Here is a 13,326-nt window from a genome sequence, read left to right on the forward strand (position 1 = left end):
GCCCCCTCCTCCTGGGCTCGCCCACCGACCGCCACCCCACGCCATACAGGCCATCCGTGACGCCGAGGGCCCGGTCCTCGTCATCACCTCGGCCGCGAAGGTCTGGGAGGAGACCAAGGACGCCCGGGCCAAACTGGGCCCGGTCCTCCTGTACGACCCGACGCACCGGTGCGACACCCCGGCCCGCATGCACTGGAACCCCGCAGCGGGCTGCACGGACCGAGCCACGGCCACCACCCGCGCGGCAGCGCTGCTCGCCCCGACGAGGCCCCAGGCCCGGCTGGACTCCGCGCTCGCCGAAACCGCAGAAACGCTGCTGCGCAGCTACTTGCACGCGGCGGCCGTCGACGGCAAACCGTTCCGCCACGTCCACCGCTGGGCGCAGGGCAACCAGGTCCAAGACGCCGTACGCATCCTGCGGACGAACCCGAAGGCGGCAGGCGGCTCCGCCGGCGAACTGGAGGCCGCCCTCACCTCGCACCCGGAACGCCGCGACATGGCCCAGGAACTGACGGCCCGCGCCCTCTCCGCACTCTTCACGATCCACATCCGCGAGTCCTGCACCCCGAACCGAACTGATGCGCTGACCCTGGATTCTTTCGTGGACGAAGGGGGCACGCTTTATGTGGTGGGTGAACCCATCGAGGACCCCAAGGCGAACCCGGGCGCGATGCCCCTGCTGACGGCGCTCGCCTCAAGCGTGGTCGAGCACGGCCGCCGGATGGCCGACAGGTCACCCGCCGGTCGGCTCGACCCACCAATGACGCTCGTCCTGGACGACGTAGCGGCGGTGGCCCCCCTCCCCCAGCTGCCCGAGCTGCTCACCACCGGCCCGTCCCGCGGCCTGCCGACACTGGCCCTGCTCCGCTCCAGGAACAGGCCCGCAGCCGCTGGCCGAACGCGGAACTCCCAGCGCCCTAACTCCAGCACGCACGAACCCAAACCGCTCATAGAACCGCGCGGCCCGCCCGTTGTCCTCATGCACGTGCAACCGCACCCGGGCCACATCGTCCATCCCCAGCGCCCAAATTGCGCCTGAACGCAGAAAAGCCCCGTGCCGATGGCACGGGGCTTTCCCTTAACAAATAGTTCGGCGGCGTCCTACTCTCCCACAGGGTCCCCCCTGCAGTACCATCGGCGCTGTGAGGCTTAGCTTCCGGGTTCGGAATGTAACCGGGCGTTTCCCTCACGCTATGACCACCGAAACACTATGAAACTGTCAACCGGAGCCGTGACCATGGCTACGACGGTTGTTCGTGGTTTCAGAACCAACACAGTGGACGCGAGCAACTGAGGACAAGCCCTCGGCCTATTAGTACCAGTCACCTCCACCCGTTACCGGGCTTCCAGATCTGGCCTATCAACCCAGTCGTCTACTGGGAGCCTTAACCCCTCAAAGGGGGTGGGAGTCCTCATCTCGAAGCAGGCTTCCCGCTTAGATGCTTTCAGCGGTTATCCTTTCCGAACGTAGCCAACCAGCCATGCCCTTGGCAGGACAACTGGCACACCAGAGGTTCGTCCGTCCCGGTCCTCTCGTACTAGGGACAGCCCTTCTCAAGACTCCTACGCGCACAGCGGATAGGGACCGAACTGTCTCACGACGTTCTAAACCCAGCTCGCGTACCGCTTTAATGGGCGAACAGCCCAACCCTTGGGACCGACTCCAGCCCCAGGATGCGACGAGCCGACATCGAGGTGCCAAACCATCCCGTCGATATGGACTCTTGGGGAAGATCAGCCTGTTATCCCCGGGGTACCTTTTATCCGTTGAGCGACGGCGCTTCCACAAGCCACCGCCGGATCACTAGTCCCGACTTTCGTCCCTGCTCGACCCGTCGGTCTCACAGTCAAGCTCCCTTGTGCACTTACACTCAACACCTGATTACCAACCAGGCTGAGGGAACCTTTGGGCGCCTCCGTTACTCTTTAGGAGGCAACCGCCCCAGTTAAACTACCCATCAGACACTGTCCCTGATCCGGATCACGGACCCAGGTTAGACATCCAGCACGACCAGAGTGGTATTTCAACGACGACTCCCCCTGAACTGGCGTCCAGAGTTCACAGTCTCCCACCTATCCTACACAAGCCGAACCGAACACCAATATCAAACTGTAGTAAAGGTCCCGGGGTCTTTCCGTCCTGCTGCGCGAAACGAGCATCTTTACTCGTAGTGCAATTTCACCGGGCCTATGGTTGAGACAGTCGAGAAGTCGTTACGCCATTCGTGCAGGTCGGAACTTACCCGACAAGGAATTTCGCTACCTTAGGATGGTTATAGTTACCACCGCCGTTTACTGGCGCTTAAGTTCTCAGCTTCGCACACCCGAAAGTGCACTAACCGGTCCCCTTAACGTTCCAGCACCGGGCAGGCGTCAGTCCGTATACATCGCCTTACGGCTTCGCACGGACCTGTGTTTTTAGTAAACAGTCGCTTCTCGCTGGTCTCTGCGGCCACCCCCAGCTCAGAGTGCAAGACTCATCACCGGTGATGGCCCCCCTTCTCCCGAAGTTACGGGGGCATTTTGCCGAGTTCCTTAACCATAGTTCACCCGAACGCCTCGGTATTCTCTACCTGACCACCTGAGTCGGTTTAGGGTACGGGCCGCCATGAAACTCGCTAGAGGCTTTTCTCGACAGCATAGGATCATCCACTTCACCACAATCGGCTCGGCATCAGGTCTCAGCCTTGATGTGCGACGGATTTACCTACCGCACGGCCTACACCCTTACCCCGGGACAACCACCGCCCGGGCTGGACTACCTTCCTGCGTCACCCCATCACTCACCTACTACCAGATCGGGCCGGCGGCTCCACCACTTTCCTTTCCCCGAAGGGTCCGGAACGGCTTCACGGCCTTAGCATCACTGGATTCGATGTTTGACGCTTCACAGCGGGTACCGGAATATCAACCGGTTATCCATCGACTACGCCTGTCGGCCTCGCCTTAGGTCCCGACTTACCCTGGGCAGATCAGCTTGACCCAGGAACCCTTAGTCAATCGGCGCACACGTTTCTCACGTGTGTATCGCTACTCATGCCTGCATTCTCACTCGTGAACCGTCCACCACTAGCTTCCGCTGCGGCTTCACCCGGCACACGACGCTCCCCTACCCATCCATACACCCGTTGGGGCTGTTGCATGAATGACACGACTTCGGCGGTACGCTTGAGCCCCGCTACATTGTCGGCGCGGAATCACTAGACCAGTGAGCTATTACGCACTCTTTCAAGGGTGGCTGCTTCTAAGCCAACCTCCTGGTTGTCTGTGCGACTCCACATCCTTTCCCACTTAGCGTACGCTTAGGGGCCTTAGTCGATGCTCTGGGCTGTTTCCCTCTCGACCATGGAGCTTATCCCCCACAGTCTCACTGCCGCGCTCTCACTTACCGGCATTCGGAGTTTGGCTAAGGTCAGTAACCCGGTAGGGCCCATCGCCTATCCAGTGCTCTACCTCCGGCAAGAAACACACGACGCTGCACCTAAATGCATTTCGGGGAGAACCAGCTATCACGGAGTTTGATTGGCCTTTCACCCCTAACCACAGGTCATCCCCCAGGTTTTCAACCCTGGTGGGTTCGGTCCTCCACGAAGTCTTACCTCCGCTTCAACCTGCCCATGGCTAGATCACTCCGCTTCGGGTCTTGAGCGCGCTACTATGTCGCCCTATTCGGACTCGCTTTCGCTACGGCTTCCCCACACGGGTTAACCTCGCAACACACCGCAAACTCGCAGGCTCATTCTTCAAAAGGCACGCAGTCACGACGCAAGGAACAAGTTCCTTGCGCGACGCTCCCACGGCTTGTAGGCACACGGTTTCAGGTACTATTTCACTCCGCTCCCGCGGTACTTTTCACCATTCCCTCACGGTACTATCCGCTATCGGTCACCAGGGAATATTTAGGCTTAACGGGTGGTCCCGCCAGATTCACACGGGATTTCTCGGGCCCCGTGCTACTTGGGTGTCTCTCAAACGAGCCGCTGACGTTTCGACTACGGGGGTCTTACCCTCTACGCCGGACCTTTCGCATGTCCTTCGCCTACATCAACGGTTTCTGACTCGTCCTGTCGCCGGCAGACGACAGAAGAGAGATCCCACAACCCCCACGACGCAACCCCTGCCGGGTCTCACACGTCGTAGGTTTGGCCTCATCCAGTTTCGCTCGCCACTACTCCCGGAATCACGGTTGTTTTCTCTTCCTGCGGGTACTGAGATGTTTCACTTCCCCGCGTTCCCTCCACACTGCCTATGTGTTCAGCAGCGGGTGACAGCCCATGACGACTGCCGGGTTTCCCCATTCGGAAACCCCCGGATCAAAGCCTGGTTGACGACTCCCCGGGGACTATCGTGGCCTCCCACGTCCTTCATCGGTTCCTGGTGCCAAGGCATCCACCGTGCGCCCTTAAAAACTTGGCCACAGATGCTCGCGTCCACTGTGCAGTTCTCAAACAACGACCAACCACCCATCACCCCGAACCAGTAGATTCGAGTGCACTGGGGCCGGCACTGAAGGCAGCCGTACTCGGCCGTACCTTCAGATACCCAACAGCGTGCCCGACCCGGTCCCGTCCGGAGATCATGCTTTCCACGCCCCGAGGGGCAGTACTCACAGCCTCCGACCCGACAACCAGATCGAATAGTCAACGTTCCACCCATGAGCAACCAGCATCGAACGTGCGCCGATGTACTGGCCTCTGACCCGGACAAGTCCGAGTAAGAAGTGCTCCTTAGAAAGGAGGTGATCCAGCCGCACCTTCCGGTACGGCTACCTTGTTACGACTTCGTCCCAATCGCCAGTCCCACCTTCGACAGCTCCCTCCCACAAAGGGTTGGGCCACCGGCTTCGGGTGTTACCGACTTTCGTGACGTGACGGGCGGTGTGTACAAGGCCCGGGAACGTATTCACCGCAGCAATGCTGATCTGCGATTACTAGCAACTCCAACTTCATGGGGTCGAGTTGCAGACCCCAATCCGAACTGAGACCGACTTTTTGAGATTCGCTCCACCTTGCGGTATCGCAGCTCATTGTATCGGCCATTGTAGCACGTGTGCAGCCCAAGACATAAGGGGCATGATGACTTGACGTCGTCCCCACCTTCCTCCGAGTTGACCCCGGCGGTCTCCTGTGAGTCCCCATCACCCCGAAGGGCATGCTGGCAACACAGAACAAGGGTTGCGCTCGTTGCGGGACTTAACCCAACATCTCACGACACGAGCTGACGACAGCCATGCACCACCTGTACACCGACCACAAGGGGGACCCTGTCTCCAGGGTTTTCCGGTGTATGTCAAGCCTTGGTAAGGTTCTTCGCGTTGCGTCGAATTAAGCCACATGCTCCGCTGCTTGTGCGGGCCCCCGTCAATTCCTTTGAGTTTTAGCCTTGCGGCCGTACTCCCCAGGCGGGGAACTTAATGCGTTAGCTGCGGCACCGACGACGTGGAATGTCGCCAACACCTAGTTCCCACCGTTTACGGCGTGGACTACCAGGGTATCTAATCCTGTTCGCTCCCCACGCTTTCGCTCCTCAGCGTCAGTAATGGCCCAGAGATCCGCCTTCGCCACCGGTGTTCCTCCTGATATCTGCGCATTTCACCGCTACACCAGGAATTCCGATCTCCCCTACCACACTCTAGCCTGCCCGTATCGACTGCAGACCCGGGGTTAAGCCCCGGGCTTTCACAACCGACGTGACAAGCCGCCTACGAGCTCTTTACGCCCAATAATTCCGGACAACGCTTGCGCCCTACGTATTACCGCGGCTGCTGGCACGTAGTTAGCCGGCGCTTCTTCTGCAGGTACCGTCACTTTCGCTTCTTCCCTGCTGAAAGAGGTTTACAACCCGAAGGCCGTCATCCCTCACGCGGCGTCGCTGCATCAGGCTTTCGCCCATTGTGCAATATTCCCCACTGCTGCCTCCCGTAGGAGTCTGGGCCGTGTCTCAGTCCCAGTGTGGCCGGTCGCCCTCTCAGGCCGGCTACCCGTCGTCGCCTTGGTGAGCCATTACCTCACCAACAAGCTGATAGGCCGCGGGCTCATCCTTCACCGCCGGAGCTTTTAACCACCGTCCAGGAGGACGGAAGTGTTATCCGGTATTAGACCCCGTTTCCAGGGCTTGTCCCAGAGTGAAGGGCAGATTGCCCACGTGTTACTCACCCGTTCGCCACTAATCCCCACCGAAGTGGTTCATCGTTCGACTTGCATGTGTTAAGCACGCCGCCAGCGTTCGTCCTGAGCCAGGATCAAACTCTCCGTGAATGTTTCCGGGATATCCCGGTGACACCACGAGAGCGGACCGGGCGGGAGGAATAGTCCCGTCCGGTCACAGCGTCCTCGCTGTGTTTTGTTTCAAAGGAACCTCGCCCCAACCATCAGATGACGGCCGGAGACGGGGTAATCAACATATCTGGCGTTGACTTTTGGCACGCTGTTGAGTTCTCAAGGAACGGACGCTTCCTTTGTACTCACCCTCTCGGGCTTTCCTCCGGGCGCTTCCCTTCGGTCTTGCTGTTTTGCTATCTTGCGTTTCCGACTCTATCAGATCTTTCCGATCCGATTTCCTCGGGGTCTTGTTCGGTACTTCTTTCGCTTTCCGGCCTTTCGGCCTTCCTGCGGTGTCGACTCTATCAGATCCTTTCGGGCCTGATTCCCTGTCAACCGGGTTTGCCTTCCGGGCTGTTGGGCCGTTCCGACGTCCCAGACATTAGCTGATTCCCGCTCTCGTTCCTAATCGGGCCGAGGCGAATTGAATTCGGGCACGCCGAAAACAATCCCAGGGGGAGATCGTGCTGATGTGTGGGTGCCGCTTCGAGCGGCGGGAGGTGCTGTCGCAGAACCGTTACGGCTCCGTGGCAACCCGAAGAACCTTACGGATCCACCGGGGCAGTGTCAACCCCCGCACGCCGCAAAGGCGCTGAGTTCTCAGTCGAGGTCCGTGAGACGGCCGCCCGCGTCCGGCTGGGCCTCCTCGACGCGGCGCAGGAGGCGGATGAGGACCTCTCCCAGCAGGCCCCGCTCGACCGGCGTCAGGTCCTGGAGGAGGTCCTCCTCGAAGACGGAGGCGAGACGCATCGCCGCCAGCCACTTCTCCCGGCCCTGCGGGGTGAGCTCCACGATGACGCGGACCCGGTTGTTCTCGTCGCGGTCGCGGGTGACCAGGCCCTCCTGGACCATGCGGTCGATGCGGTGGGTCATCGCGGCGGGCGTCAGGCCGAGCCGTCTCGCGAGCTCCCCCGGGCCGAGGCGATAGGGCGAGCCGGAGAGGACGAGGGCCTTGAGGACCTCCCACTCCGTGTTGCTGATGCCGATCTCGGCGGTCTGGCGGCCGTACGCCACGTTCATCCGGCGGTTGAGTCTGCCGAGCGCCGAGACGATCGCCTCGACCTGCGGGTCGAGGTCCTGGAACTCGCGCTGGTAGGCGGCGATCTGCTCGTCGAGCGTCGGCTCGGCTGGCGGCCCGCCGGGGGTGTCGGCCATGCCCGGCAGTCTGGCACAGAAGTGGTTGGCGTTGAAGTCCTTCTCTGTGTATTGTTTAGCTTCTAACTTTAGCTTCGAAGTCTTGACTGCGAAAGGGCAGGTGAAAGTGACCAGGGCGATGGGCGCTGCGATGCGCCGGGTTCAGGTGGGAAGCGCGCTGAGCGCGTTCGGCATCGGCTTCACGGTTCCGTTCCTCTATGTCTACGTGGCGGAGGTCCGGGATCTTGGTGCTGGTGCGGCCGGCATCGTGCTGGCCGCCTTCGCCATGGCCGCTCTCGTCGTCCTGCCCTTCACCGGCCGCGCGATCGACCGGCGCGGCCCGCTCCCCGTCCTCCTCGTGGCGTCGGTCGTGGCGGCCGTGGGCGCGATCGGCCTCGGGCTCGCGAGCAGTGAGCCGGCCGCCATCGGCGCCGCCGCCGTGCTCGGTGCCGGCACCGCCGTCCTGCAGCCCGCGCTCGCGACGATGATCGTGTGGTGCTCCGCGCCGGAGACGCGGACGCGCTCGTTCGCCATGCAGTTCTTCCTGCAGAACCTGGGGCTCGGCATAGGCGGCCTCATCGGCGGCCAGATCGTGGACGAGAGCCGGCCGGACAGCTTCCTGCTGCTCTTCTCCATCGAGGCCGTGATGTTCCTGGTGCTCGCCGCGATCGTGCTGAGCGTGCGGATGCCGCACTCCCCGGCGTTCGGTGAGTCCATACCGAAGGACGGGGCCAAGGGCGGCCTGCGGGCGCTGCTCGGGCACCGGGCGATGGTGCAGCTGTGCGGTCTCGGGTTCGTGGTGTTCTTCGCCTGCTACGGACAGTTCGAGTCCGGCCTGAGCGCCTACGGCGTCGAGGCCGCCGGTATCTCGGCGTCGACGCTCGGGATCGCGCTGGCCGCCAACACGGCGATGATCGTCGTCGCGCAGTTCGCCGTACTGAAGTTCGTGGAGCGTCGCAAGCGCACGCGGGTGATCGCCGCCGTCGGGCTCATCTGGGCCGTCGCGTGGATCGCCGCCGGGTACGCGGGCCTCGGGCACGGCAGCCAGGCCATGGCGACCGCCGCGTTCATCTCCACGTACGCGCTGTTCGGGCTCGGTGAGGCGATGCTGTCGCCGACCGTGGCGCCGCTGGTCGCCGATCTCGCCCCGGCCGGGTCGGTCGGCTCGTACAACTCGGCGTTCGCGCTGGTCAAGCAGCTCGCGCTGGCCGTCGGTCCCGCGGTGGGCGGGCCCATGGGGGCCTCGCTGCACGGACCGTACATCGTGACGTTCCTGCTGTTCTCGCTCGGCATCACCGCCCTGGCCCTGCGGCTGGGGAAGCGGCTCACGCCGCTACAGGACCAGCCGTCGCTGGCCGGGAGCCGTGTGGTGGCGCAGGGTTCACCGGCGCACGCCACCGCGGAGGCCTGAGCGCCGGGCGGGCCCGCGTTCACTCCTGGGCCGAGTCCTTCGGCAGGACGAACTCGCACCACACCGCCTTGCCGCCGCCCGGCGTGCGGCGCGCGCCCCAGTTCGAGGCGATCGTGGCGACGATGGCGATGCCGCGGCCCGTCTCGTCGGCGGGTTCGGCGCGGCGGCGGCGCGGGAGGTGGTCGTCGCCGTCGGTCACCTCGATGATCAGGCGGCGGTCGGTGCGGCGCAGACGCAGGCGCATGGGCGGGGTGCCGTGCTGGAGCGAGTTCGCGACGAGTTCGCTGGCCGCCAGGACGCCCAGGTCGTGCAGGTCGGTGGGGAAGCGCCAGCTGGTCAGGACGCCGGAGGCGAAGGCGCGGGCGCGGGGCGCGGCCTCGACCCCACCGAGCAGTTCCAGGGCCGCGTTGCGGAAACGCTCGCCGTCGGCGCCCTTGCGGGCCGGGTGCTGGAGGACCAGGACCGCCACGTCGTCGTCGTGGTCGGCGGTGACGCCCGCCGCGCGGATCAGGCGGTCGCAGATCACCTGGGGCGTGCCGGTCGCGCCAGACAGGGCGCGTTCGAGTGCGGCGATCCCCTCGTCGATGTCCTCGTCCCTGCGCTCGACCAGGCCGTCGGTGTACAGGACCGCGGTCGATCCCGGACCGAGCGGCACGGAGCCCGAGGTGTGCAGCCAGCCGCCCGTGCCGAGCGGCGGCCCCGTCGGTTCCTCGGCGCGGTGGATCGTGCCGTTCTCGTCGCGTACGAGGATGGGGAGGTGGCCCGCGGACGCGTAGACGAGGCGGCCCTCGTTCGGGTCGTGGACGGCGTAGACGCAGGTGGCGATCTGTTGCGGGTCGATTTCGATGGCCAGACCGTCGAGCAGTTGCAGTACCTCGTGCGGAGGCAGGTCCAGGCGGGCGTAGGCGCGTACGGCCGTGCGGAGCTGGCCCATGACGGCGGCGGCGCGCACGCCCCGGCCCATCACGTCGCCGATGACCAGGGCCGTGCGGCCGCCGCCGAGGGTGATGACGTCGTACCAGTCGCCGCCGACCGCGGCCTCGGTGCCGCCGGGCTGGTAGGTGGCGGCGATGCGCAGGTCGTCGGGTTCCTCCAGCTCCTGCGGGAGCAGGGAGCGTTGCAGGGTGACGGCCGTGCGGCGCTGCTCGCGCTCGCTCGTGCGCAGCCGCTCGGCCGCCTCCGCGTGGTCGGTGACGTCGGCGGCGAAGACCAGGACGCCGGGTCCTTCGGCGGTCTCCAGCGGGGTGCAGGTGACGGTGTAGGAGCGGCCCGCGGCGGTTCTGCGGGACTTGACCGTGCGGGGTTTCGCGCTGCGCAGCACCTGGTCGAGCAGGGGCAGCAGGCTCAGCTCGTCGAGTTCGGGCAGGGCGTCGCGGGCGGGCTCGCCGGCGGGGCGGTCGCCGAAGGCGGCCACGTACGCGTCGTTGACGTACGCGATGCGGTGGTCGGGGCCGTGCACCAGGGCGACCAGGCCGGGGATGCGGTCGAGGACGTCGCGGACGGGCAGCTCGTCCACGCCGCCGCCGGTGCCGTCCTGTCCGGGGTCGTCGGGCAGGTGCTCGGCGCGGGCCGCGGGCACGGCGCTCTCGCCTCGCGGGGACAGGCCGTGTTCGGCCCGCGCTGCGGCGCGGCGCTGCGTTCCGGGGAGCCGGGCGCTCCAGCGCGTGAAGTTCACTGTGGGGCAAGCCTCGTGGGGTCGAGGGCGGGCGGCGGTGCCCGCCCGGGTACGTGGACCAGTCTGGCCGACCGTACTGACAAACGTCAGATGCCGGTCCGATGGCGGGAGTTGTGGTGTCGGCCGTCGGTCGTCGGTGCCGGTGGGCGTCGTGGGGGGAGGGGAGCTGACGACCGGGCAGGTCAAGAAGTGTTCTTCGGGCCTTCGTTCGACGGGGGAGGAGGGTCCTCAGGGGGGACGGTTCCGGCCGCGAGTTCGAACTCGGCGCGCGGCCGCTCCAGCGAGCCCAGCGAGACGATCTCCCGTTTGAACAGGCCGGAGAGGGTCCATTCGGTCAGGACGCGGGCCTTCCGGTTGACGGTGGGCACCCTGCTGAGGTGGTAGACGCGGTGCATGAACCAGGCAGGGTAGCCCTTCAGCTTGCGTCCGTAGACGTGTGCGACACCCTTGTGCAGCCCCAGTGAGGCGACGGATCCCGCGTACGCGTGTTCGTAGTCGGTCAGCGGCCGGCCGGCCAGGGACGCCGCGACGTTGTCGGCGAGCACCCTGGCCTGGCGCACCGCGTGCTGGGCGTTGGGCGCGCACACGGCGCCGGGTTCGGCCGAGGTGAGGTCGGGGACGGCCGCCGCGTCGCCCGCGCCCCAGGCGTGCGGCGCGCCGTCGACGGCCAGGGCGGCGGTGCACTTCAGCCGGCCCCGGTCGGTCAGCGGCAGGTCCGTGGCGGCGAGCAGCGGACTCGGTTTGACGCCGGCCGTCCACACGACCGTACGGGTGGGGAAGCGGGAGCCGTCGCTGAGGACCGCGGTGCGGTGCTCGCAGGATTCCAGGCGGGTGCCGAGGCGTACGTCGACGTTGCGGCCGCGCAGTTCGCGGATCGTGTACTGGCCCATCTCCGGGCCGACCTCCGGCAGGATCCGGTCGGACGCCTCCACGAGGATCCATTTCAGGTCCTCGGCCTTGACGTTGTGGTAGTACTTCGCCGCGTACCGGGCCATGTCCTCCAGTTCGCCGAGCGCCTCCACGCCCGCGTAGCCGCCGCCGACGAAGACGAAGGTGAGGGCGGCGTCGCGGACCGCCGGGTCGCGCGTGGAGGAGGCGATGTCGAGCTGCTCGATGACGTGGTTGCGCAGGCCGATGGCCTCCTCGACCGTCTTGAACCCGATGCCGTGCTCGGCGAGGCCGGGGACCGGGAGCGTACGGGAGACGGAGCCGGGGGCCAGGACCAGTTCGTCGTAGGTGAGCGTGGCCGCGCCCGTGCCCTCGTCCTTGCTGGCCAGCGTGGTGTAGGCGGCCGTGCGCTTGGTGTGGTCGACGGAGAGGACCTCGCCGACGATCACGTGGCAGTGCGCCAGGACACTGCGCAGCGACACGACGACGTGGCGCGGGGAGATGGAACCGGCGGCGGCCTCGGGCAGGAACGGCTGGTAGGTCATGTACGGGTCGGGCGTGACGACGACGATCTCCACGGCGCCGCTTCTGAGCTCCGCCTTGAGCTTCTTCTGGAGGCGAAGGGCGGTGTACATCCCGACGTAACCGCCGCCGACAACGAGAATGCGCGCAGGTTCCCTCACCCTCCCATGACGCACCGCCCTCAGGCGTTTGTCCACAGCCCCGGCAATTTGTGTGACAGGGCGGCTGCGCGCACACTCCGGGCGTGTCGCCGGGGTGCCGGACAGGTGCGCAGGTCAGCGCGTGGGGCGGGCGCGCACGCGCGGGGGACGATAGGGGCGGATTCGCCGCGTACCCCGTTCGAGGGACACTCCGTGCGGAACCTAACCCTTCTGAATTGACCCCCGCTCAACTATGTTCGTGTGCTGTCGGGGTGTCGGGGGGATGCGCTGTCCGGCCGCAGGGGCGGCCCGGAAGTCGCTGTTCTGTTCCCCACGTTCCGGCTGACAATGACGGGGAGTGTCTCCGGGGGGAGACGTCATTACCGGGGGAACACATATGCACATTCAGGAACAGCAATGGTCCTCAGCGTCCGCCGTCGCGCCCACGGGCGTCACCGGGGGCGCGGGCGGGCGAGGGGCGGGCGACGGTCCGCGCTCCACGCCGCTGCGGGTGGACGCCCAGCGCAACCTTGAGCACGTGCTGCGCGCTGCCCGCGAGGTCTTCGGCGAGCTGGGGTACGGGGCGCCCATGGAGGACGTGGCGCGCCGCGCCCGCGTCGGTGTGGGCACGGTCTACCGGCGCTTCCCCAGCAAGGACGTACTGGTGCGACGGATAGCCGAGGAGGAGACGTCCCGGCTGACGGACCAGGCGCGTACCGCGCTCGGTCAGGAGGACGAACCGTGGTCGGCGCTCTCGCGCTTCCTGCGGACCTCGGTCGCCTCGGGCGCGGGCCGGCTGCTCCCTCCGCAGGTGCTGCGGGTGGGCGTCGCCGACGAGCGGTCCGAGGGCGTACGGGACGAGACGCGCGTCCCCGAGCAGCGCAGCGGGGCGCCCGAACTGCGCCTCGTCGAGCAGCGGTCCAGTGTGCTCGACGCGGAGGTGAGCGCGGACGACACCGGGGCCGCGGCGCTGCTGGAGGTCGTCGGGCGGCTCGTGGACCGGGCCCGCGCGGCCGGTGAGCTGCGTCCCGACGTGACGGTGTCCGACGTTCTGCTGGTCATCGCCACGGCGGCGCCCTCGCTGCCGGACGCGGCGCAGCAGGCGGCGGCGTCGGCGCGGTTGCTCGACATCCTGCTCGAGGGGCTGCGGTCTCGGCCGTAGGGCATTTTCGGCCTTCCGGCCTTGTGTGCGGGTGGTGGCCGCGGGTGCGGGCGGGGAGTTCTCCCGTCGTTTCC

The 13,326-nt window shown here is 65.8% G+C and carries 5 protein-coding genes, 3 rRNA genes and 1 pseudogene; 3 read left to right on the plus strand and 6 right to left on the minus strand.

Translation table 11 applies throughout. The features are described from left to right. A pseudogene (locus N5I75_RS26400) lies at positions 1-921 on the plus strand (type IV secretory system conjugative DNA transfer family protein); the annotation flags it as partial. A 167-nt stretch (positions 922-1,088) separates the two neighbouring features. Here N5I75_RS26400 and rrf read toward each other — a convergent pair. The 4 genes from rrf to N5I75_RS26420 all read right to left on the minus strand — a co-directional run bounded on the left by rrf (position 1,089) and on the right by N5I75_RS26420 (position 7,475). Continuing rightward, positions 1,089-1,205, minus strand: a 5S ribosomal RNA gene (rrf, locus tag N5I75_RS26405). A gap of 87 nt (positions 1,206-1,292) precedes the next feature. Continuing rightward, positions 1,293-4,416: ribosomal RNA gene (locus tag N5I75_RS26410) — 23S ribosomal RNA — on the minus strand. A 315-nt stretch (positions 4,417-4,731) separates the two neighbouring features. Further along, positions 4,732-6,257: ribosomal RNA gene (locus N5I75_RS26415) — 16S ribosomal RNA — on the minus strand. Together the 16S, 23S and 5S rRNA genes form the textbook arrangement of a ribosomal RNA operon. Positions 6,258-6,920: 663 nt before the next feature. Next, entirely contained in the window at positions 6,921-7,475 is a 555-nt protein-coding gene (locus tag N5I75_RS26420) for a MarR family winged helix-turn-helix transcriptional regulator (RefSeq protein WP_476681315.1), read from the minus strand. Positions 7,476-7,593: 118 nt separating this feature from the next. On the opposite strand from N5I75_RS26420, the gene N5I75_RS26425 reads away from it, so the two are divergent. Beyond that, positions 7,594-8,865, plus strand: coding sequence for an MFS transporter (locus N5I75_RS26425; RefSeq protein WP_476681317.1), 1,272 nt, complete (start codon positions 7,594-7,596; stop codon positions 8,863-8,865). A 19-nt stretch (positions 8,866-8,884) separates the two neighbouring features. On the opposite strand, the gene N5I75_RS26430 is transcribed toward N5I75_RS26425, so the two are convergent. Further along, positions 8,885-10,540: an ATP-binding SpoIIE family protein phosphatase gene (locus N5I75_RS26430; protein ID WP_476681319.1), complete on the minus strand. Its 1,656-nt coding sequence runs from the start codon at positions 10,538-10,540 to the stop codon at positions 8,885-8,887. A gap of 182 nt (positions 10,541-10,722) precedes the next feature. Continuing rightward, complete coding sequence (locus N5I75_RS26435; RefSeq protein ID WP_476681321.1) at positions 10,723-12,111, minus strand: NAD(P)/FAD-dependent oxidoreductase; 1,389 nt, start codon at positions 12,109-12,111, stop codon at positions 10,723-10,725. A gap of 376 nt (positions 12,112-12,487) precedes the next feature. Here N5I75_RS26435 and N5I75_RS26440 point away from each other — a divergent pair, with 376 nt between their 5' ends. Further along, on the plus strand, positions 12,488-13,252 hold the full coding sequence (locus N5I75_RS26440; protein ID WP_476681323.1) for a TetR/AcrR family transcriptional regulator: 765 nt from the start codon (positions 12,488-12,490) through the stop codon (positions 13,250-13,252). Positions 13,253-13,326 lie beyond the last annotated feature (74 nt).

Source organism: Streptomyces sp. R818 (assembly GCF_056172735.1).